At 71.1% G+C, this 17,797-nt stretch carries 27 protein-coding genes and 1 pseudogene; 17 read left to right on the forward strand and 11 right to left on the reverse strand.

Annotated features, from left to right (window positions below):
- Positions 1–128 precede the first annotated feature (128 nt).
- Together FXO23_RS16785 and FXO23_RS16790 are read left to right on the forward strand one after the other, a co-directional pair.
- Positions 129–527: a DUF1761 domain-containing protein gene (locus FXO23_RS16785; RefSeq protein ID WP_158885838.1), complete on the forward strand. Its 399-nt coding sequence runs from the start codon at positions 129–131 to the stop codon at positions 525–527.
- Positions 528–557: 30 nt separating this feature from the next.
- Complete coding sequence (locus FXO23_RS16790) at positions 558–827, forward strand: DUF1905 domain-containing protein (RefSeq protein ID WP_158885840.1); 270 nt, start codon at positions 558–560, stop codon at positions 825–827.
- Here the strand turns inward: FXO23_RS16790 and FXO23_RS16795 are convergent.
- Positions 824–1,159, reverse strand: coding sequence for a helix-turn-helix domain-containing protein (locus tag FXO23_RS16795; protein WP_246257366.1), 336 nt, complete (start codon positions 1,157–1,159; stop codon positions 824–826). The genes FXO23_RS16790 and FXO23_RS16795 overlap by 4 nt on opposite strands.
- Before the next feature lie 160 nt (positions 1,160–1,319).
- On the opposite strand from FXO23_RS16795, the gene FXO23_RS16800 reads away from it, so the two are divergent.
- The 4 genes from FXO23_RS16800 to FXO23_RS16815 all read left to right on the forward strand — a co-directional run bounded on the left by FXO23_RS16800 (position 1,320) and on the right by FXO23_RS16815 (position 3,308).
- On the forward strand, positions 1,320–1,628 hold the full coding sequence (locus tag FXO23_RS16800; RefSeq protein ID WP_158885844.1) for a hypothetical protein: 309 nt from the start codon (positions 1,320–1,322) through the stop codon (positions 1,626–1,628).
- A gap of 243 nt (positions 1,629–1,871) precedes the next feature.
- Complete coding sequence (locus FXO23_RS16805; RefSeq protein WP_158885846.1) at positions 1,872–2,303, forward strand: Hsp20/alpha crystallin family protein; 432 nt, start codon at positions 1,872–1,874, stop codon at positions 2,301–2,303.
- Positions 2,304–2,430: 127 nt separating this feature from the next.
- Positions 2,431–2,973, forward strand: a complete 543-nt coding sequence (locus tag FXO23_RS16810; protein WP_158885848.1) for a hypothetical protein — start codon at positions 2,431–2,433, stop codon at positions 2,971–2,973.
- Between the two features lie 23 nt (positions 2,974–2,996).
- Positions 2,997–3,308 (forward strand): J domain-containing protein, encoded by a 312-nt coding sequence (locus FXO23_RS16815; protein ID WP_158885852.1) that lies wholly within the window; start codon positions 2,997–2,999, stop codon positions 3,306–3,308.
- Positions 3,309–3,364: 56 nt separating this feature from the next.
- Here the strand turns inward: FXO23_RS16815 and FXO23_RS16820 are convergent.
- Positions 3,365–3,550: pseudogene (locus FXO23_RS16820) on the reverse strand (TetR/AcrR family transcriptional regulator C-terminal ligand-binding domain-containing protein); the annotation flags it as partial.
- Positions 3,551–3,588: 38 nt separating this feature from the next.
- Here FXO23_RS16820 and FXO23_RS16825 point away from each other — a divergent pair.
- Positions 3,589–3,786: a hypothetical protein gene (locus FXO23_RS16825; protein ID WP_158885854.1), complete on the forward strand. Its 198-nt coding sequence runs from the start codon at positions 3,589–3,591 to the stop codon at positions 3,784–3,786.
- Positions 3,787–3,926: 140 nt separating this feature from the next.
- On the opposite strand, the gene FXO23_RS16830 is transcribed toward FXO23_RS16825, so the two are convergent.
- From FXO23_RS16830 to FXO23_RS16850, 5 genes are read right to left on the reverse strand one after another with little or no spacing between them, the layout of a single operon-like run.
- Positions 3,927–4,769 (reverse strand): class I SAM-dependent methyltransferase, encoded by an 843-nt coding sequence (locus FXO23_RS16830; RefSeq protein ID WP_218952074.1) that lies wholly within the window; start codon positions 4,767–4,769, stop codon positions 3,927–3,929.
- Between the two features lie 25 nt (positions 4,770–4,794).
- A complete protein-coding gene (locus FXO23_RS16835; RefSeq protein ID WP_158885858.1) occupies positions 4,795–5,139 on the reverse strand; it encodes a VOC family protein in 345 nt (114 codons plus the stop codon).
- Position 5,140: 1 nt separating this feature from the next.
- Complete coding sequence (locus FXO23_RS16840; protein WP_158885860.1) at positions 5,141–5,320, reverse strand: ribbon-helix-helix domain-containing protein; 180 nt, start codon at positions 5,318–5,320, stop codon at positions 5,141–5,143.
- 9 nt (positions 5,321–5,329) lie between these two features.
- Positions 5,330–5,854, reverse strand: a complete 525-nt coding sequence (locus FXO23_RS16845; RefSeq protein WP_158885862.1) for a (2Fe-2S)-binding protein — start codon at positions 5,852–5,854, stop codon at positions 5,330–5,332.
- A 16-nt stretch (positions 5,855–5,870) separates the two neighbouring features.
- Positions 5,871–6,554 carry an FAD binding domain-containing protein gene (locus FXO23_RS16850; RefSeq protein ID WP_158885864.1) on the reverse strand — a complete coding sequence of 228 codons (684 nt, stop codon included), beginning with the start codon at positions 6,552–6,554 and terminating at the stop codon, positions 5,871–5,873.
- Between FXO23_RS16850 and FXO23_RS16855 the strand changes: the two genes are divergently transcribed.
- On the forward strand, positions 6,529–6,822 hold the full coding sequence (locus FXO23_RS16855) for a hypothetical protein (protein ID WP_158885866.1): 294 nt from the start codon (positions 6,529–6,531) through the stop codon (positions 6,820–6,822). The genes FXO23_RS16850 and FXO23_RS16855 overlap by 26 nt on opposite strands.
- Positions 6,819–7,091, forward strand: coding sequence for an NAD-dependent epimerase/dehydratase family protein (locus tag FXO23_RS16860; protein ID WP_158885868.1), 273 nt, complete (start codon positions 6,819–6,821; stop codon positions 7,089–7,091). Before FXO23_RS16855 ends, FXO23_RS16860 begins: the two co-directional genes overlap by 4 nt.
- Before the next feature lie 15 nt (positions 7,092–7,106).
- On the opposite strand, the gene FXO23_RS16865 is transcribed toward FXO23_RS16860, so the two are convergent.
- Entirely contained in the window at positions 7,107–8,168 is a 1,062-nt protein-coding gene (locus tag FXO23_RS16865; RefSeq protein WP_158885870.1) for an LLM class flavin-dependent oxidoreductase, read from the reverse strand.
- Positions 8,169–8,260: 92 nt separating this feature from the next.
- Entirely contained in the window at positions 8,261–9,154 is an 894-nt protein-coding gene (locus tag FXO23_RS16870; RefSeq protein WP_158885872.1) for a LysR family transcriptional regulator, read from the reverse strand.
- A 137-nt stretch (positions 9,155–9,291) separates the two neighbouring features.
- Between FXO23_RS16870 and FXO23_RS16875 the strand changes: the two genes are divergently transcribed.
- From FXO23_RS16875 to FXO23_RS16905, 7 genes are all read left to right on the forward strand, one after another.
- Positions 9,292–9,642, forward strand: coding sequence for a DoxX family protein (locus FXO23_RS16875; RefSeq protein WP_158885874.1), 351 nt, complete (start codon positions 9,292–9,294; stop codon positions 9,640–9,642).
- A gap of 31 nt (positions 9,643–9,673) precedes the next feature.
- Positions 9,674–10,024: a DoxX family protein gene (locus tag FXO23_RS16880; RefSeq protein WP_158885876.1), complete on the forward strand. Its 351-nt coding sequence runs from the start codon at positions 9,674–9,676 to the stop codon at positions 10,022–10,024.
- Positions 10,025–10,084: 60 nt separating this feature from the next.
- Complete coding sequence (locus FXO23_RS16885; RefSeq protein ID WP_158885878.1) at positions 10,085–10,516, forward strand: Fur family transcriptional regulator; 432 nt, start codon at positions 10,085–10,087, stop codon at positions 10,514–10,516.
- Between the two features lie 29 nt (positions 10,517–10,545).
- Entirely contained in the window at positions 10,546–12,789 is a 2,244-nt protein-coding gene (gene katG, locus FXO23_RS16890) for a catalase/peroxidase HPI (protein ID WP_158885880.1), read from the forward strand.
- 162 nt (positions 12,790–12,951) lie between these two features.
- Entirely contained in the window at positions 12,952–13,371 is a 420-nt protein-coding gene (locus FXO23_RS16895) for a YciI family protein (RefSeq protein ID WP_158885882.1), read from the forward strand.
- Positions 13,372–13,383: 12 nt separating this feature from the next.
- Complete coding sequence (locus FXO23_RS16900; RefSeq protein WP_158885884.1) at positions 13,384–14,679, forward strand: RNA polymerase sigma factor; 1,296 nt, start codon at positions 13,384–13,386, stop codon at positions 14,677–14,679.
- A 30-nt stretch (positions 14,680–14,709) separates the two neighbouring features.
- The gene (locus FXO23_RS16905; protein ID WP_158885886.1) at positions 14,710–15,060 is read left to right on the forward strand and encodes a pYEATS domain-containing protein; all 351 of its coding nucleotides are present in this window, start codon (positions 14,710–14,712) and stop codon (positions 15,058–15,060) included.
- A 15-nt stretch (positions 15,061–15,075) separates the two neighbouring features.
- Here the strand turns inward: FXO23_RS16905 and FXO23_RS16910 are convergent, their stop codons facing one another.
- Positions 15,076–16,110, reverse strand: a complete 1,035-nt coding sequence (locus tag FXO23_RS16910; protein WP_158885888.1) for an LLM class flavin-dependent oxidoreductase — start codon at positions 16,108–16,110, stop codon at positions 15,076–15,078.
- Between the two features lie 138 nt (positions 16,111–16,248).
- Here FXO23_RS16910 and FXO23_RS16915 point away from each other — a divergent pair, with 138 nt between their 5' ends.
- Entirely contained in the window at positions 16,249–17,217 is a 969-nt protein-coding gene (locus FXO23_RS16915; RefSeq protein WP_158885890.1) for a TIGR01777 family oxidoreductase, read from the forward strand.
- Here the strand turns inward: FXO23_RS16915 and FXO23_RS16920 are convergent, their stop codons facing one another.
- Positions 17,218–17,739, reverse strand: coding sequence for a DUF7282 domain-containing protein (locus FXO23_RS16920; RefSeq protein WP_158885892.1), 522 nt, complete (start codon positions 17,737–17,739; stop codon positions 17,218–17,220).
- Positions 17,740–17,797: the final 58 nt, after the last annotated feature.

A 17,797-nucleotide genomic window follows, 5' to 3' on the forward strand; every position in this document is an offset into this window, starting at 1 on the left:
CGTCTGTGACCCACGCCACTCTCAGACGTGTCGAATTCGGCGACGCGGGATCGATGTAGCACCGAACGCGCCCGGCCGACCGGCTGGACCACCCGGATCGAGGGCGTGCACGGACCCGGGAGGTTCTCATGCTCGATCTCAACTACCTGGCGGTCGGCGTCGCCGCGGTGGCCGCGTTCGCGGCGGCTTTCGTCTACTACGCGATTCTCGGCGGTCATTACCAGCGGCTCAGCCCCGCCGCCCGCGAGGCGGCCGCGGCACGGCCGCCGATGTGGCTGATGCCGGTCGAACTCGTCAAGCATCTCGTCATCGCCGCCGTCCTCGCCGGGGTGATCGCCAAGACCGGAATCGCCGGCTGGGCGGGGGCGGCGACGCTCGGATTCGCGCTCTGGATCGGATTTCCGGTCGTGCTCCTCACCGGCTCGGTCATCCACGAGAAGGTCCCGTGGCGGCTGGCCGTCCTGCACGCGGGCGACTGGCTGAGCAAACTGCTGATCATCGCCGTCATCGTCGGCGTGTGGCGCTGAGACGGCGAAGAAAACGAAGGAGTGGCAACGATGAACAAGGAATTCACCGCGACGCTGCGCAAGAGCCCCGAAAAGGGCGGCTGGACCTACCTCATCTGGCCGGAATCGGTCGAATTCTTCGGAACGCGGGGGCTGGTCAAGGTCCGGGGCAGAATCGACGGCCATCCGTTCGAGAGTTCGTTCATGGCGCTGGGCGACGGCACGCACAAACTCCCCGTCAAAGCCAGCGTCCGCAAGGCGATCGGCAAGGAGGCCGGCGACATCGTGACCGTCCGGCTGGAGAAGCGGATCGAGTCCTAGCCGGGCGGAGGACTGCGGGTTTCGGCATCGGCGAGCCGATCACGCAGGGTACTGATCTCGTCTTCCGCGGCGGCGAGCCGGTCTTCCAGGCCGACGATGCGCGCCGCGGCGGCGAGGGTGTGCCCCTGGTCGAACTGTTCCCGGAGCCGGGCGGCGAGTTCGAGCTGGCGGCGGGAGTAGCGCCGGTGCCCGCCCTCGGACCGTTCGGGGCGCACCACCCCGGCGGTGTCGAGGCTGCGCAGGAACGCCACCTGCACGCCCAGCATCTGCGCGGCCTGCCCGGTGGTGAACGCCGGGTAGTCCGCATCGTCGAGCTTGCCCAGATCGGCCAACCCGCACACCCTTCCCCGCACATCGTCGAGACAGTGATCTCCACTCCACGTTATCTGGCACCCTTGCTTGACACAATCTCCAGTCGGCGCTATATAAAAACCGTAACGGTGAATGACCTGGTACGGGCGAACGAGCGGTGATGCCGGGGAGTGATCCGCGATGCCGGAGACCATGCGAGACACGGTGGCGACGCAGACCTTCGCCGAGTTGGTCTGCCAGGATCCGGCCTGGCTGCGCGCGGAGTTCGACGCGATCGTGGCCGCCAACTTCCCCGCCTCCCCGCCGGGCGATGGGCACCCGCCGCGGGTCGCGCCGCGCCCGCACGGGAGTCCCGCGCCCGCCGGAATCCATCCCGGCGTCCGGCCGATCGGCGAGAGCGCGCTTCCCGCGCGGCGACAGTCGGTGCGGCAGCGTTCCCCTCCGCGGCCCGCTCGCCCGAGCATGCGCGAGGTGCGGAAAGGCAGGTGATGCACGCGAACGATCGTCGACAACCACGATGGGCTATTCCTTTCCAGCGGCTCGGCCCCTGCCACGGACGGTTCGTGGCAGGGGCCTCGCCGTCGGAGGACGGGGCACTCGCCGGGCACGCCACCCCTTCCGCCAAACGTGTGGTTGCGGGAACAGAAAACTTGAGCCGGTCGTTGGCAACTATGAAGGCAGCATTGAGGGTCCGCCACACCACGTGGCGGCAGGTGGAAGGAGGCAGTTGTGATGTTGATGCGGACCGACCCGTTCCGGGAGCTGGATCGGCTGACTCAGCAGTTCTTCGGTGCCACCGGCACGACCTCGCGGCCGGCGGTGATGCCGATGGACGCCTACCGCTCCGGTGACGAGTACGTGGTGGCGTTCGATCTGCCCGGTGTCCCGGCCGACTCGATCGATCTGGACGTGGAGCGCAACGTGCTGACCGTCCGGGCCGAACGCAAGGCCGAGTTCGGCGAGGACGTCGAGGTGACCGCGGCCGAGCGACCCCGCGGGGTGTTCTCCCGCCAGCTGTTCCTGGGCGACACCCTGGACGCGGACAGCATCCGGGCCAGCTACGACGCCGGTGTGCTCACGCTGCGGATTCCGGTGGCCGAGCAGGCCAAACCCCGCAAGATCGCGATCACCGGGGGCGGTGAGGCCAAGCAGATCAACGCCTGACCATCCCCGCGAACACGTCGGCCTCGCCCGTCCTGACCCCGGTCATCGGCGGCGAGGCCGATTCAAATCAACTCCACAGGGAACCCACCAGCCAGTGCGGCGCATGAGGAGGAGGTGAGCACGGGAGGTGCGGCCGGAGAGCGAGCCCCTGGGCGGGCTGCTGGAGCGGGCCTCGCGCCTGCTGCTCGATGCCGAGCACATCCTGGCCACCCGCCCACCGGAGTTGCCCGAACTGCACGCGGGTGTGGACGGCGCCATGCGGGTCGCCGACGCGCTGGCCGAGTTCGTGCGCGCCGTGTCGCGCCAGGCCCCCGCGGCCCTGGCGGGGCGCCGGGAAGCACAGGTGCTCGGCGAACTCCTCGCCGATCTGCACGCCGTGCACGGCTGCCTGATCACCGGGCCCCGGCTGCTCGCCCCCGCCCGCGACGACCTGTGCCGACTGCTCACCACCCGCCAGCTCGACGGTTCAGGAGGACCCGTGATGCCCGACGACATCAAGCCCGCGGCGGACGTGGCCGACCAGCAACGCCCCGCGCTGCCCGACGACGACACCGGCCTCGACGAACTCGCGCTGGCCGATCAGCTGCGCCAGTCCGCGGCGCTCGAGGCCGATCCGGCCGATGTCGCCGAGCAGCACCGCGTCATCCCGGTGACCGCCGACGAGGAATGACCCGCGTTCGGAAAGTCGGCGCGATGACTCGGACCCCGCCTCCGGACCCGTACGCCGTGCTCGGCGTGGACCGCGACGCCCCGCAGGCCGAGATCACCGCCGCCTACCGGCGCCTCGTCCGCGCGCTGCACCCCGACGCGCACCGGCCCGATCCCGACCGGCTGGCCGCGGTCCTGGCCGCCTACCGGCTGCTGCGCGACCCCGAACAACGCGCCGCCCACGACCGCACCCAGCCCGGCCGGGATTCCGGCACCCCCATCGTCGTCCACAAGCGACCGCCGCGACCCGGCCCCGACCTTCGCGCGGGTCCCGTCCGCCACCACCCGTACCGGTGACCGCCCGAGCGGAACTTCCTGCCGGATAAGCGAATCCGCGGTGATGCCCCGCGCCGTCAGCCGGAGCGGGGCCTGAGCAGGTCTTCGAAGAGGGTGTCCACCAGGCCGCGGGGGATGCTCGACCCCATCAGGGCGCAATAGACGATCGGGCCGAACAGGGCGTCGATCGCGGCGTCGGGGCCGAGTCTTGGCGAGATCTCACCGGCGTCGATTCCGCGCGCGAGCAGGTCGCGTTCCTGTTGGCGCCTACTCGATTCCCACCAGCCGCAACGTGTTCCACGTGATCGCCGTGGCCGCCACGGCCGCGTTGTCCATCGGTTCGCTGCTGGTGATCAACGACGTCGACGAACCGTTCGCGGGGGCCATCCGGATCGACGCCACGGAAATGGCGAACACCGCCACCGACCTCACCGAGGACTTCACCGCTGTCTACGGGCCCGGCCGGCTGCCGTGCGACGAACGGGGAACCCGAACCTGACCCGGGCAGGACGGGACGAGTGGTTCCGGTTCGGTGACCGCTCGGACCTCGTCGGCGGTGACGCCCGGTGCGAGTTCGGGCACAGCGGCGGTTCCGCACTGCCGCGGGCCGGTGCCGCGCGGAAACGGCCGCTCGCGCCGTCAGGTGGTGGCCAGCAGGAGATCCTCTCCGGTCGACGGGCGGAGGCCGTCGGTCCGCTCGGCGAAGTAGCGCTCGGCGAGCTGGGTTCCCGATACGTGCTGGGCGTCCCGGAAACCGGCTTCGCGGGCCAGTGCCAGCATCTCCTGCGGGGTGTAGAGGCTGATGAACGGCGTTCCGGACGCGCGCGCACCGTCATCGGCCGCCTGGCGTCCGGGACGATCGACGTCGTCGACGAGTTCGATCGGCAGCAGGAACGTCATGGCGAGCGTCGAGCCGGGGGCGAGCCCGGCGATCTGGCGCAGGGTGGCCGCGGTCGCGTCCTTGGTGAGGTACATGGTGACGCCGGTGGAAACGATGACCGCGGGGCGATCGGAATCGAAACCGGCGGCGGACAACCGCTCCCACCAGGACTCGCTCGCCTCGAAGTCGACGGGCACCAGTCGCAGCCAGTCCGGGATGCCGTAACCGAGTTCGATCAGGCGTTGGCGCTTCCAGGCCTGCGGTCCGGGCTGCTCGACCTCGAAGACCCGGAGGTTGGCGGCGATCTCCGGCCTGCGTTGGGCAAAGGTGTCCAGGCCAGCCCCCAAGATGACGTACTGGGTGACGCCGCGGCCGGCCTGCTCGGCGACCAGGTCCTCGATGAACCGAGCCCGGGACACGATGGCGCCCCGGTACCCGCTGGTGGCGTGCGGATCCATGTCCGGGCGGTCGCGCCAGCCCGCGCCGGGAGCCGCCAGCCGCAGGCCGATCTCGTCCTCGAGCACGTGCGGCGGCGGGTCGACCTGGACATGCATCGCCCGCCAGAGGGCGACCCGCACCGCGGTGTCGTCCGGTGTCGCGATTCGCTCGTCTGCCACAATTTCCCCTTCAGTTCTTGCCGGGAGCTTGCAGGCTCCAGAGCCGCCCGTCGGGATCGCGGACAGTCATTTCCCTGGTCCCGTAATGGGTTTCCTCGAACGGCGTGACCACGTCGACGGCGGGATCGGCGCGGAACGCGTCCGCGTCGGCCACCTTGAGCGCGATCCGCATTCCGGGCTCGCGGTCCTCGGGGACCTCGGCGATGAACACGTACGGACCATCACCGTTGCGGAGCTGACCGGAGTTGTGGTCGGTCGCGAACTCCAGCTCGAAGCCCAGCGCTTGGAAGAACTTCGCCGCCTTGCCCCAGTTGTGGGTCTCCAGGAACACGGCCTCGATCCCTCCGGTGGTCATATCAGGTTTCCTTCCCAGGCGGTTGCGGTCGTTGCCCGTGGGCGTCGTCGAGGTAGGCGCGCAGCGCGTCGGCGACCAGCGCCGAGAGCGACAGGCCCTCCTCGATGGCGTGGTGCTTGACCTGTTTGATCAGTCCGATCGGCAGGTACACGTTGAACTGCTTGACTTCCTCATCACCCACGAGCCGATGCTAGCATCCTAGCAACGCGAAGGACAGGGTGCGCTGGCTCAGGACGGTTGACCGTCGCGGCGCCTCCTGGACGGCCCGGACCACGGTGACGTATCCGGTGCACCGGCAGATGTTCCCGCTCAGCGCGCCGCGGATCGCGCGCTCATCCGGTTCGGGATCGCTGTCGAGCAGGTTCCGGGTGGCGAACAGCTGGCCGGGCAGGCAGAAATCGCACTGGAATCCGTCCTCGGCCCAGAACGCCTCCTGAATCGGGTCGAGTCCCGCGCCGCCGGAGAAGCCCTCGATCGTGGTGATCTCCGCACCGTCCGCACTGGCCGCCAGGACCAGGCAGGCCTTGACGATCCCGCCGTTCATGGTCACCGGGCAGTCGCCGTTGTAGCAACCGGCGTGGGTTCCGGTCAGCGTCAGCCTCCGCCGGATCACGTCGACCAGCAACTCCCGGTCCTCGATGCCGACAGTGTGCTCGATTCCGTTGACCCGCAAGGTGATCGTGCGCGCGGGCGGTGCCTGGTCCGGGGTGTTCATCGGTTCGTTCCTTCGATCAGGTCGGTGACGGCACGGCGGGCGACCACTCCGGCCACCGCGCGGCGGTACGCCGCGTCGGCGAGGACGTCGCTCCAGGGGGATGGATGGTGGCCACCGCGGTGACGATCGGCCAGCTGCCTTCGCAGAGTTTCAGCTTGTGGTAACCGTTCCGGCCGGGCCGGTGCGGCACCAGCAGCGAGGCGAGGAACTCGCCGTCCGCGAGATCGGTGGTGAAGGCGCCGCGGAAGAAATCCGCGGCGGCGACGTCGCGGTACCCCGAGGTGCCGTGCACTCGCAGCGTCACGCCGAGCGCGACCAGCACGGCGGGCACATCCGAGGACGGGTTCGCGAAACACGCCGACCCGCCGATCGTGCCGAGATTGCGCACCTGATCGCCACCGGTGACCCCGGCGGCCATCCTCGGCAGCAGCGGCGCCCTGCGCGCCAGCACCGGCGAGGCGAGCAGGTCGCGGTAGGTGGCCATCGCGCCGATTTCGACGTGACCGGCGTGCTCGGTGACGGTGTCCAGGCCGAGCCCGCGCAGATCCACCACGTGCCGCGCGGTGATCTCGGCGCGGTGCATCATCGGCAGCAGCACGGTCCCGCCGCCGAGCACCGCCGCCTCGCCCGCGTACTCGGAAAGCAGCTCGCTGGCCGCGGCCAAGGCGGCCGGGGTGCGCCGGATCGTCACCCAGTCCATCTGCTGGGCATACGCTCCCGGGGACACCCCGGCCGACGAGTCGGTACCCCTCGACGACGGGGCGGCGGGGCCGCGGGCCCGGATGGTGCACGGCATCCGGGCGCTGGAGGAAACAGCGTCCGAAGTGGACACCGCCGTGCTGCTGCGCTTCGGTGTCCTGTACGGCCCGGGCACACCTGGTACGCGCCCGGCGGCGCCGTCGCCGCGGCCCTGGCCGGTGACCCGGCCGCGAAGTTCCTGGGCAGCATCGAGGCCAACGACGCGGTGAGTTCCTTCGTCCACGTCGAGGACGCGGCGCGGGCCGCGGCCGACGCGCTGCACTGGCCGGGCGGACCGGTCAACGTCGTGGACGACGAGCCCGCGCGGGCGCGCGAATGGCTGCCGGAACTGGCAACGGCACTCGGCGTGCCCGCACCCGAACCGGCGGCCGGGCGGCAGGGCTGGGAACGCGGAGCGGTCAACTCCCTGGCCCGTTCCCGCGGCTGGCGTCCCGGCCATCCGACCTGGCGGACCGGGTTCCCGGCCCTGAACGGCTGACGCGCCTGCCGCCTTTCAGTCGTCGGCCAGCAGTTCCCTGACCCGGGGGATGACCTGTTCGCCGTACCGCCGGATCGATTCGAGCCGCTGCTCGTGCGGTAGCGCGCCGGCGCCGTACTTGAGCTGGAACCGGGACAGGCCGAGGGTGCGCACCGACCAGGCGATCTTGCGCGCGACGGTCTCCGGCGAACCGACGAACAGCGCGCCGCGCGGCCCGGCCATGGCGTCGTAGTCGGCGCGGGTCATCGGCGCCCACCCGCGCTCCGCGCCGATCTTGGCGAATGCGGCCTGGTGGTGCGGGAAGTGCTGGGCCGCCGCGAGTTCGTCGGTTTCGGCGACGTGCCCCGGACTGTGCATGGAGATCGGCAACTCCTCGTGGCCCGCCTCCCGCAGGGCGCGCCGGTACAGCTCGGCCAGCGGCGCGAATCGCTCCGGGGACCCGCCGATCACGGCCAGCACCAGCGGCAGGCCGTACGCGGCCGCCCGGACCACCGACTGCGGGGTGCCGCCGACGCCCACCCATGCGGGCAGGCTGCCCGATTCGGTGAGCGGGAAGGCCTGTGCGCCGTCCAGCGGAGGTCGCACGGTGCCGGTCCAGGTGACCGGCTTCTCCTCCCGCAGGTGCGTGAACAGGTCCAGCTTCTCGGTGAACAGCACGTCGTAGTCGGCCAGCGAGTAGCCGAACAGCGGGAACGACTCGGTGAACGAGCCGCGCCCGAGCGTGACCTCGGCGCGGCCCCGGGAAATGGCGTCCAGCGTGGCGAACCGCTCGTACACCCGCACCGGGTCGTCCGAGCTGAGCACCGTCACCGCGGTGCCGAGGCGGATCCGCTCGGTCTGCCCCGCGATCGCGGCCAGCACGACGTCCGGCGAGGACACCGCCATCTCCGCGCGGTGGTGCTCGCCGACGCCGAGGTAGTCCACCCCCACCCGATCCGCCAGCACGCCCTCGGCCACCACCTGGCGAATGGCCTCCGCCTGGCTCACCGGCTGCCCGTTCGCGCCGTTCTCCACATCGCCGAAGGTGTCCAGGCCGAAGGTCGGCTCCCGCCGCGTGCCCAGGAATTCGTAGCTCACGTTCCACTCCTTCATGTAGTTGAACGCTCAAACACCTGGTATGCCGATAGTATTCCCGCACGCGTGGCGCCCGTGGAATGCCCGCTCCTCGTTCAGTTCGGTTTGTTGTCCAGGCAGCACCGGACGAAGTCCTGGATGACGGGGTTGGTGTCGCCGGCGGGCGCCCAGGCGACGCCGACCTGGCTGGGGCTGACGCCGATGACCGGCCGGTAGGTGACGCCGGGGCGGGCATAGAAGCGGGCGGCGGATTCCGGGGCGAGGGCGATGCCGTAGCCGTTGGCGATGGCGCTGAGCCAGGCGTCGGGCTGCTCGGTGACGGCGCCGATGCGCGGGGGACGGCCGTCGCGTTCGTCGGTGGCCAGCCAGTAGTCGCGCCACCGGCCCGTTTCGGGTGGGGTCGCCACGAACGGCTCGTCCCACAGCTCGTGGAAGGCGATCTCGTCCCGGGTGGCGAGCGGGTGCCCGGTGGGGAGCGCGACCCAGCGGGGTTCGGTCAGCAGCACCTCCACGCGCAGGATTTCCTGACCGGGGAAGGGCAGCCGCAGCAGGGCGGCGTCGACGTCCCCGTCGGCGAGTCCGGCGGTCGGGTTCGACCACGAGGCCTGGCGCATGTCGACCCGCCAGCCCGGCCGGAGGCGGGTGAATTCCGTGATGATCTGCTGGGTGGCCTCGTTGGCGGCACTGGCGAGGAACCCGACCCGCAGCACGCGGGCCGCCCGGCTGGCCGCGCCCTTGGTCTCCCGCAGCAGGCGGTCCCAGTCGGCCAGCAGGGTCGGCGCCCGCTCGGCCAGGGTCTGGCCCGGTTCGGTGAGCGCCATACCGGCGCGGGACCGCGTGAACAGCCGCACCCCGAGTTTGGTCTCCAGCTGCTTGATCTGCTTGGTCAGCGCGGGTTGGGACACGAACAGCCGTTCCGCGGCGCGGGTGAGGTTCCCTTCCTCGGCCACGGCGGCGAAGTACCGCAGCAGCCGGGTGTCGATATCCATGCCGCCAGGTTATAGCCGCAGGTATTGGACGCGAAGACGGACCGAGGCCAGGCTGGAAGCAGCGGCTCGCCCGGCACCGCAACCGCTCGAGCTCGTCGGCACCTACCGCATGTTCGGCTGAACGAAAGCACACCCCCATGTTCATCGCTTATGTAGTCGTCACGACCATCACGATCGCGCTCAACGCCGGGATCGCCGTCGCGGATCTCGCCCGGGCCAAGTTCGTCCTCGCCAATTCGGCCGAGGTGGGCCTCCCGCGGTCCTGGATCCCGCCGCTCGCCGCGCTCAAGGCCGCCGGGGCCATCGGGCTCCTCCTCGGGCTGGTGGGCGTTCGGCCCCTCGGCATCGCCGCCGCGATCGGGCTCGTCCTGTTCTTCGCCGGCGCCCTCATCGCCCACCTGCGCGCTCGCGTCTTCTACAACATCGCCTTCCCCGGGGTCTACTTCGGCCTGGCCGTCGCCTCGCTCGCCCTCGCCCTGGCGCGATGACCACCATCCACCCCGTTCCCGAGTAGGCCCGATGTTCACCGCTTACCTCGTCGTCACCATCGTCACCGCCGCGGGCAACGCCGTGGCGGCGGCGATGGACCTCGCCCGCGTCGGCTGGGTCGTGGACAACATGACCAAGTACGGCATCCCGCACTCCTGGCTGCTCTCGCTCGGCCTGCTGAAGGCGGCCGGAGCCGCCGGGCTGCTCCTCGGCTTCGCCGTGCCGCCGCTCGGCCTCGCCGCCGCGGCCGGGCTGGTCGCCTACTTCGCCGGCGCGATCTTCACCGTCGTCCGCGCTCGCTGCTACGCGCACCTCCCGTTCCCCGCCGTGCCCTTCGTGCTGGCCGCGGGGTCACTGCTGCTGCACATCGCGGCGGTCTGAGCACATCTCCCTCGCCCAGGCAACTTGATTGGTTCCAGAAACTGGGCCACACTTCGGCGCGTGCCCACGACCGCGGACTTCGAGCGCATGCTGCGCGGGGTCGCGCTGCGCGTGACGCGGCCCCGGGTGGCGGTGCTGTCCGCGGTGCACGATCACCCGCACGCCGACACCGACTCGATCCTCGGTGTCGTGCGCGCGGATCTCGGCGGGGTGTCCCACCAGGCCGTCTACGACGTGCTGCGCGCGCTGACCGCGGCGGGTCTGCTGCGGCGCATCGAGCCGCCGGGCTCGGTGGCGCGCTACGAGGCGCGGGTCGGGGACAACCACCACCACGTCGTGTGCCGGTCGTGCGGCGCAATCGCCGATGTCGACTGCGCCGTGGGCACCGCGCCTTGCTTGACCGCGTCCGACGACCACGGTTTCGTGATCGACGAGGCCGAGGTCATCTACTGGGGCCTGTGCCCCGGCTGCTCCATTGCAATCAGTTCCTGAGCGAACGCTCTTATCCCGGAAGGATTCCCGTGTCTGACACCCCTGACGCCGTCGTCGGCGAGATGAACAAGGAGAGCGCAGGCGGGTGCCCGGTCTCAGTCGGACGCTTCAACCACCCGACCGAGGGTGGGAGCAACCAAGACTGGTGGCCGAACCAGCTCAACCTGAAGATCCTCCGGAAGCACCCGGCCGTGGCCAACCCCATGGGCGAGGACTTCGACTACGCCAAGGAGTTCCTGACCCTGGACCTCGACGCCCTGGCGCGGGACGTCGACGAGGTGCTGACCACCTCGCAGGACTGGTGGCCCGCCGACTTCGGCCACTACGGCGGGCTGTTCATCCGGATGGCGTGGCACAGCGCGGGCACGTACCGCATCAACGACGGCCGCGGGGGCGCGGGCGCCGGGATGCAGCGCTTCGCGCCGTTGAACAGCTGGCCGGACAACGTGAGCCTGGACAAGGCGCGCCGGCTGCTCTGGCCGGTGAAGAAGAAGTACGGCCGCAAGATCTCGTGGGCCGACCTGATGATCTTCGCGGGCAACCGCGCCCTGGAAACCATGGGCCTCAAGACCTTCGGCTTCGCCGGCGGCCGGGCGGACGTCTGGGAGCCCGACGAGGACGTCTACTGGGGTCCCGAGCGCACCTGGCTCGGCGACGAGCGCTACTCCGGTGACCGGGACCTGGAGGACCCGCTGGCCGCCGTCCAGATGGGCCTCATCTACGTCAACCCCGAAGGCCCCAACGGCAACCCGGATCCGCTCGCCGCGGCCCGCGACATCCGCGAGACGTTCCGGCGCATGGCGATGAACGACGAGGAGACCGTCGCGCTGATCGCGGGCGGCCACACCTTCGGCAAGGCCCACGGCGCGGCCGACGCCGACAAGCACGTCGGCCCCGAGCCCGAGGCCGCCCCGCTGGAGGAGCAGGGCCTGGGCTGGAAGAACTCGTTCGGCACCGGCAAGGGCCGGGACGCGATCACCAGCGGCCTCGAGGTCACCTGGACGCCCACCCCGACGAAGTGGGACAACAGCTTCTTCGAGACCCTGTTCGGCTACGAGTGGGAGCTGACCAAGAGCCCCGCCGGGGCCCACCAGTGGCAGCCGAAGGACGGCGCCGGGGCCAACACGGTGCCCGACCCGGAGACCGGCGAGCTGACGCGTCCCCCGACGATGCTGACCACGGACCTCTCGCTCCGGTTCGACCCGATCTACGAGCCGATTTCGCGGCGCTTCCTGGAGAACCCGGACCAGCTCGCGGACGCGTTCGCCCGGGCCTGGTTCAAGCTGACCCACCGCGACATGGGCCCGATCCAGCGCTACCTCGGGCCGCTGGTCCCGCAGGAGACGCTGATCTGGCAGGACCCGATCCCCGCCGTGGACCACGAGCTCGTCGGGCCCGCGGACGTCGCCGCCCTCAAGAGCCAGATCCTCGACTCGGGGCTGTCGGTTTCCCAGCTCGTGTCCACCGCGTGGGCGTCGGCCTCGACGTTCCGCGGCAGCGACAAGCGCGGCGGCGCGAACGGCGCGCGGATCCGCCTCGAGCCGCAGCGGGGCTGGGAGGTCAACGACCCCGACACGCTGGCGACCGTGCTGCGCACCCTGGAGGGGATCCAGGAGTCCTTCAACAACGCCCAGACCGGCGGGAAGAAGGTCTCGATCGCCGACCTCATCGTGCTCGGCGGATGTGCCGCCGTCGAGCAGGCCGCGAAGAACGCCGGCATCGACGTCCAGGTGCCCTTCACCCCGGGGCGCGGGGACGCGTCGCAGGAGCAGACCGACGTCGAGTCCTTCGCCCCGCTGGAGCCGGTCGCCGACGGGTTCCGCAACTACCGCGGCAAGGGCCACCGGCTGCCGTCCGAGTACCTGCTGGTCGACCGCGCGAACCTGCTGAACCTCAGCGCGCCCGAGATGACCGTCCTGGTGGGCGGCCTGCGTGTCCTGGGCGCGAACTACCGGCAGACCCCGCTGGGCGTGTTCACCTCGTCGCCCGGATCGCTGACCAACGACTTCTTCGTGAACCTGCTCGACATGGGCACGGAGTGGAAGGCCACGTCGGAAAACGGCGCGACCGCGGAGACCTTCGAGGGCCGCGACCGCGCCACCGGCGAGGTCAAGTGGACCGGCAGCCGCGTCGACCTCCTCTTCGGCTCGAACTCCGAGCTGCGGGCCATCGCCGAGGTTTACGCGAGCGACGACTCGCGGGAGAAGTTCGTGCGCGACTTCGTGTCCGCCTGGAACAAGGTCATGAACCTCGACCGGTACGACCTCGTCTGACCCCGGCGTCCAGGTCGGCCGCTCGCCGGCCGACCTGGACATCCCGGGTGCGCGCGGAGTCTCCCGGAAAAAGATCGGCGAGCGTGTCGATCCGCGACATTCCCCGTTCGACCCAGGGGTGAGAGGGTCGACGCGGGCCCCGGACACCATAGGGAGACAACCATGAAGTACATGCTGATCATGCGGGCCACCGACGAGTCGTACGAGGCGTTCCAGAACGTCGACTTCAACGAGATCCTCGAGTCGATGGGGCGGTTCAACGACGAGATGATCCAGGCGGGCGTCCTGGTCGCCGCCGAGGGGCTGGACGACGCCGCCGAGGGTGTGGTCGTCGACTACTCGTCCCAGCCGCCGGTGGTCACCGACGGACCGTACGGCGAGACCAAGGAGCTGTTCGGCGGCTACTGGATCCTGGACGTCTCCTCCAAGGAAGAGGCCGTGGCGTGGGCGAAGCGGGCGCCGATGGCCGGTCCGGGCACCAAGTGCGAGATCCGCCGGGTCGCCAGCATCGACGAGTTCCCGCAGGACAACGAGTGGATCCAGAAGGAGCGGGCGTGGCGCGAAGCGACCGGCCAGCTCTGAAGCCCGGACGCGATGGCAGACGCGGGCGGTCGTGACGCGGTCGCGGCGGTCTGGCGGATCGAGTCCGCGCGGATCGTCGGCGCGCTGGCCCGGTACACCGGCGACTTCACGCTCGCCGAGGACCTCGCCCAGGAGGCGCTGGCCGAAGCGCTGGTGAGCTGGCCGCGTGACGGCGTGCCCCGCAACCCCGCGGGGTGGTTGCTCACCGTCGGCCGTCGCCGTGCGATCGACGCGTTCCGCCGGCGCTCCGCCCTCGACGAAAGGTATGCCGCCCTCGCCCACCACCTGGGCGAGGGCGGCGTCGCCGCGGGGAGCGCGCCCGCCGATCCGGCCCGGGACGGCGGGGACGTGCTGTGGGATCCGGACCAGATCGACGACGACGTGCTCGCGCTGATGTTCATCTCCTGCCACCCCGTGCTGTCGCGGGAGGCGAGGGTGGCGCTCACCCTGCGGGTCGTCGGCGGGCTCACCAGCGACGAGATCGCCAAGGCGTTCCTCGTCCCGACCGCCACCGTGCAGGCCCGGATCACCCGGGCGAAGAAAACCCTTGCCGCGGCCCGGGTGCCGTTCGCGGTGCCGCCCGCAGCGGAGCGGAGCGAACGCCTCGGCTCGGTGCTCAACGTGGTCTACCTGATCTTCACCGAAGGGTCCTCGGCCAGCTCCGGGGACGCTCTGATCCGGCTCGACCTCGCGCGCGAGGCGGTGCGCCTGGCGCGGGTGCTGACCCGGCTGGTGCCGGACGAGCCCGAGGTCTACGGCCTGCTGGCGCTGCTCGAGCTGACCGCGGCGCGCTTTCCCGCCCGCACCGGGCCGGACGGCGAGCCGGTGCTGCTGGAGCACCAGGACCGCCGCCGCTGGGACCGCGCCGCGATCCGCCGGGGACGGGCCGCCCTGGCGCACGCGGAACGGGTCGGCCGGGGCTTGGGCGCCTACGGCTTGCAGGCGGCGATCGCCGAATGCCACGCCATCGCCCCGTCGGTCGACGCGACGAACTGGGAGCGCGTCGTGCTCCTCTACGAGGCGCTGGGCCGGCTCGCGCCGTCGCCGGTCGTCGACCTCAACCGGGCGGTGGCGGTCTCCATGGCCCAGGGGCCCGCGGCCGCGCTGCCGATCGTGGACGAACTGGTGGCAGCCGAGGCGCTGGCGAACTCGCACCTGCTGCCCAGCGTTCGCGGGGAACTGCTCACCCGCCTGGGCCGCACCGGCGAGGCGCGCACCGAACTGGAGCACGCCGTGCGGCTGTGCGGCAACCAGCGCGAGCGGGAACTGCTGCGGCGCAAGCTCACCGACCTCGGCGTTTCATCCTGATTTCACCGGCTACCGCTACGGTCCCCGCCGGTGCGCGACTGGATACCGCTGTTCCAAAGCCTGGTCTGGCCGGTGCTCGTCGCGGTGCTGGCGTTCCGGTTCCGCGGGTCGCTCCGCGGGCTCGCCGACATCGTCGCCAGTCGCGTGGCGCAGGGCGCTTCCTTCGAGGCCGGCGCCTCGGACCGGGGAAGCTACCGGTACCACAGCATCCACGTCTTCCTCGTGGGAGACGACGATCGCGAACTGGACCGCGAGGTCACCGACCGGGCAACGAACTTCGGGCTGCGGACCTCGGCCTGGGGGATGTTCAACCTCTCGGCCGACGTCCACGTGGCAGGCCGGTCGCGACCCTTGCGGCTGGAGCGGTACATCAACTTCTGACGTGCTGATCGTGGCTCAGTCTTTCCCGGGTGGCCGCAGCCGGTCGGCGATCCCGGCGACGAGTTCGTAGGACCGGCGCCGGTCGGCGTGGTGGTAGACCGGGGTGGTCACCATCAGCTCACCGGCGCCGGTGTCGTCGAGCACGGTTTGCAGGTTCTTGGCCACGGTCTCCGGGGAGCCGGTGAGGACGCTGCCGGAACGTGCGGCGATTTCGGCGCGGTCGTCGTCGGTATACGGATAGGCCGCGGCGTCCTCCGGGCTCGGCAGGCGAATCCGGTTGCCCCGCACCCGGCTGAGGACCTTCAGCCGGGTGGAACCGGCCAGCCACTCGGCGCGCTCGTCGGTGTCCGCGGCGATGACGGACACGCTGACCAGCAGCACCGGCGCCGCGGCGTGGACCGAGGGCCGGAATGCCGCGTGGTAGGCGCGCACGGCCTCCACCGCATTGGCCGGGCGGAGATGGTGCGCGAAGGCGTAGGGAAGGCCGCGTTCCCCGGCCAGCTGGGCGCTGGCGGGCGAGGAGCCGAGCAGCCAGATCGGCGGCGCGTTGCCGATGGCGGGGATCGCCGTCACCCGCGCGTCCTCGGCCGGCGCGAAGTAGCCCAGCAGCTCGCCGAGTTGCCCGGCGAAGGGCTTCGCGGTGCGCTCGGGTTCGCCGCGGACGGCGTCGACGGCCGCGGGAGGCCCGCCCGGAGCGCGGCCGAGTCCGAGGTCGATCCGTCCCGGGTGGAATGCTTCCAGCGTGCCGAACTGCTCGGCGATCACGATCGGCGCGTGGTTGGGCAGCAGCACCCCGCCGGCGCCGACGCGCAGCCGCCGGGTCGCGTTCGCCAGGTGGCCGATCAGCACCGCGGGGGCGGAACTGGCCACCCCGCGCATGCTGTGGTGCTCGGGCACCCAATACCGGTGGAAGCCCAGCCCCTCGGCCAGCCTCGCGAGGTCGACCGTCCGGTGGAGCGCCTGTCGTGCGGTGGCGCCTTCCACGATCGGCGAGGTGTCCAAAACCGACAGACGCACCCCCGCCCGCCGAGCCCCGGCCGTACCCGTCATCCCTGATCCCCCTTCGTCCGCGGCGATTATCCCGCGCTCCGCGACGTCGCTCACCTTCAGCCGCGCGGGCCGTATTGCGAACCCGCGCCGGTGCTACGGTCGATTCGCCGAACAGGGCGTGGATGACGGGGGGCGTTCATGAAGGTCGTGCTACCCGGGGGCACCGGGCACATCGGCGGATTCCTGAGCCGGGCGCTGGCCGAGGCCGGTCATGACGTGGTGGTGCTGAGCCGCCGAGACGACCTCGGGCTGGGGGCGGGGGTCCGTCGCGTCCGCTGGGACGGCCGCACCGCGGGGGCGTGGGTCGCCGAACTCGACGGCTGCGACGCGGTGATCAACCTGGCGGGCCGCAGCGTGAGTTGCCGCTACACCTCGGCAAACCTGCGGGAGATGATGAACTCGCGGGTGGAGTCCACCCGCGCCGTGGGGGCGGCGATCGAGCGTGCCGCGAGCCCGCCGAAGGTGTGGCTGCAGATGAGCACCGCCACGATCTACGCGCACCGCTTCGACGCACCCAACGACGAGGCGACCGGCGTCCTCGGCGGCGCGGAAACCGAGGTTCCCGCTTACTGGGCCTTCAGCGTCGACATCGCCAAAGCGTGGGAACAGGCCCAGCAGCAGGCCGCCACGCCGCACACGCGCAAGGTCGCGCTCAGGACAGCCATGGTGATGAGCCCCGATCGCGGCGGGATCTTCGACGTCCTGCTCCAGATGGTTCGGCTCGGCCTCGGCGGCCCGGTCGCCGGCGGCGCCCAGTACGTCTCCTGGATCCACGACCAGGACATGGTCCGGGCGGTCGAATTCCTGCTGGAGCGGGACGATCTGCACGGACCGATCAACCTCGCCGCACCCGATCCCCTGCCGCACCGCGAATTCATGCGCACACTCCGCGCCGCGCGGGGCGTCCCGATTGGACTGCCGGCGACCAAGTGGATGGCCGAACTCGGCGCTTTCGTCCTGCGCTCCGACACCGAACTGCTGCTGAAAAGCCGAAGGGTCACGCCCGGCCGGCTCCTCGGCGCGGGTTTCTCCTTCGACTTCCCGCACTGGCCGGACGCGGCCCAAGATCTGGTGCGGCGAACCGGGAAGCACCGCTCAACGCGGTGATCAGCCCACGGTGTAAAGGAATTGGTCGTCTTCGAGGTCGTTGTCGGTGCCGTCGTCGCGCACCGGCGCGTCGTGGGCGGGGTCGTACTTCCCGTCGCCGTCGTCGACGGTCAGCACGGCACGCAAGGAGTGGGTGCCCTTCCGCAGCGCGGGTTCGAGCGTGACCGCGGCACCGCGGTGCGCGCCCGGCCGCACCGGCGCGGAGCCGAGCACGGTCCCCGCTTGGTCGTAGACGGCGACGTGGCCGGTCACCGGCAACTCGGTTTCCTCGATCAGCACGCGGGCGCCGTCGCCGAACTGGTCGTCGGCATCCAGCTCGCTGTGCGGGAAGGACACGGGCTGCGGCGAACTCATCGGCTGACCGGCCGACGGCGGGAGGCCGGGTGCGGTCCGCGGGGCGGCGGCCGGTAGCGGCGCGGGTGCGGCGGGCGCGGGGTCCGCGCCGCCCGAGCACGCCCCGAGCAGCACGCCGAGGACGCCGGTGGTCACGAGCAGGAACGAGGCACGGTGTGAGGTCGTCATGCCCGCTAGCTTCGCCGGACCGGATGGCAGCACGATGAGCCGAAGATGAGTAGATCGT

Origin of the sequence: Amycolatopsis anabasis (genome assembly GCF_009765355.1) — a bacterium.
GTDB lineage: Bacteria > Actinomycetota > Actinomycetes > Mycobacteriales > Pseudonocardiaceae > Amycolatopsis > Amycolatopsis anabasis.

Bases quoted from the DNA above. Each gene is read 5' to 3' on its own strand.
- FXO23_RS16895 (WP_158885882.1), top strand. From the start codon at position 12,952: ATGAAGTACATGCTGATCATGCGGGCCACCGACGAGTCGTACGAGGCG.
- FXO23_RS16805 (WP_158885846.1), top strand. From the start codon at position 1,872: ATGTTGATGCGGACCGACCCGTTCCGGGAGCTGGATCGGCTGACTCAG.
- FXO23_RS16845 (WP_158885862.1), bottom strand. From the start codon at position 5,854: ATGAACACCCCGGACCAGGCACCGCCCGCGCGCACGATCACCTTGCGG.
- FXO23_RS16800 (WP_158885844.1), top strand. From the start codon at position 1,320: ATGCCGGAGACCATGCGAGACACGGTGGCGACGCAGACCTTCGCCGAG.
- FXO23_RS16915 (WP_158885890.1), top strand. From the start codon at position 16,249: ATGAAGGTCGTGCTACCCGGGGGCACCGGGCACATCGGCGGATTCCTG.
- FXO23_RS16870 (WP_158885872.1), bottom strand. From the start codon at position 9,154: ATGGATATCGACACCCGGCTGCTGCGGTACTTCGCCGCCGTGGCCGAG.
- FXO23_RS16880 (WP_158885876.1), top strand. From the start codon at position 9,674: ATGTTCACCGCTTACCTCGTCGTCACCATCGTCACCGCCGCGGGCAAC.
- FXO23_RS16835 (WP_158885858.1), bottom strand. From the start codon at position 5,139: ATGACCACCGGAGGGATCGAGGCCGTGTTCCTGGAGACCCACAACTGG.
- FXO23_RS16785 (WP_158885838.1), top strand. From the start codon at position 129: ATGCTCGATCTCAACTACCTGGCGGTCGGCGTCGCCGCGGTGGCCGCG.
- FXO23_RS16920 (WP_158885892.1), bottom strand. From the start codon at position 17,739: ATGACGACCTCACACCGTGCCTCGTTCCTGCTCGTGACCACCGGCGTC.
- FXO23_RS16790 (WP_158885840.1), top strand. From the start codon at position 558: ATGAACAAGGAATTCACCGCGACGCTGCGCAAGAGCCCCGAAAAGGGC.
- FXO23_RS16910 (WP_158885888.1), bottom strand. From the start codon at position 16,110: ATGACGGGTACGGCCGGGGCTCGGCGGGCGGGGGTGCGTCTGTCGGTT.
- FXO23_RS16850 (WP_158885864.1), bottom strand. From the start codon at position 6,554: ATGGACTGGGTGACGATCCGGCGCACCCCGGCCGCCTTGGCCGCGGCC.
- FXO23_RS16815 (WP_158885852.1), top strand. From the start codon at position 2,997: ATGACTCGGACCCCGCCTCCGGACCCGTACGCCGTGCTCGGCGTGGAC.
- FXO23_RS16875 (WP_158885874.1), top strand. From the start codon at position 9,292: ATGTTCATCGCTTATGTAGTCGTCACGACCATCACGATCGCGCTCAAC.
- FXO23_RS16900 (WP_158885884.1), top strand. From the start codon at position 13,384: ATGGCAGACGCGGGCGGTCGTGACGCGGTCGCGGCGGTCTGGCGGATC.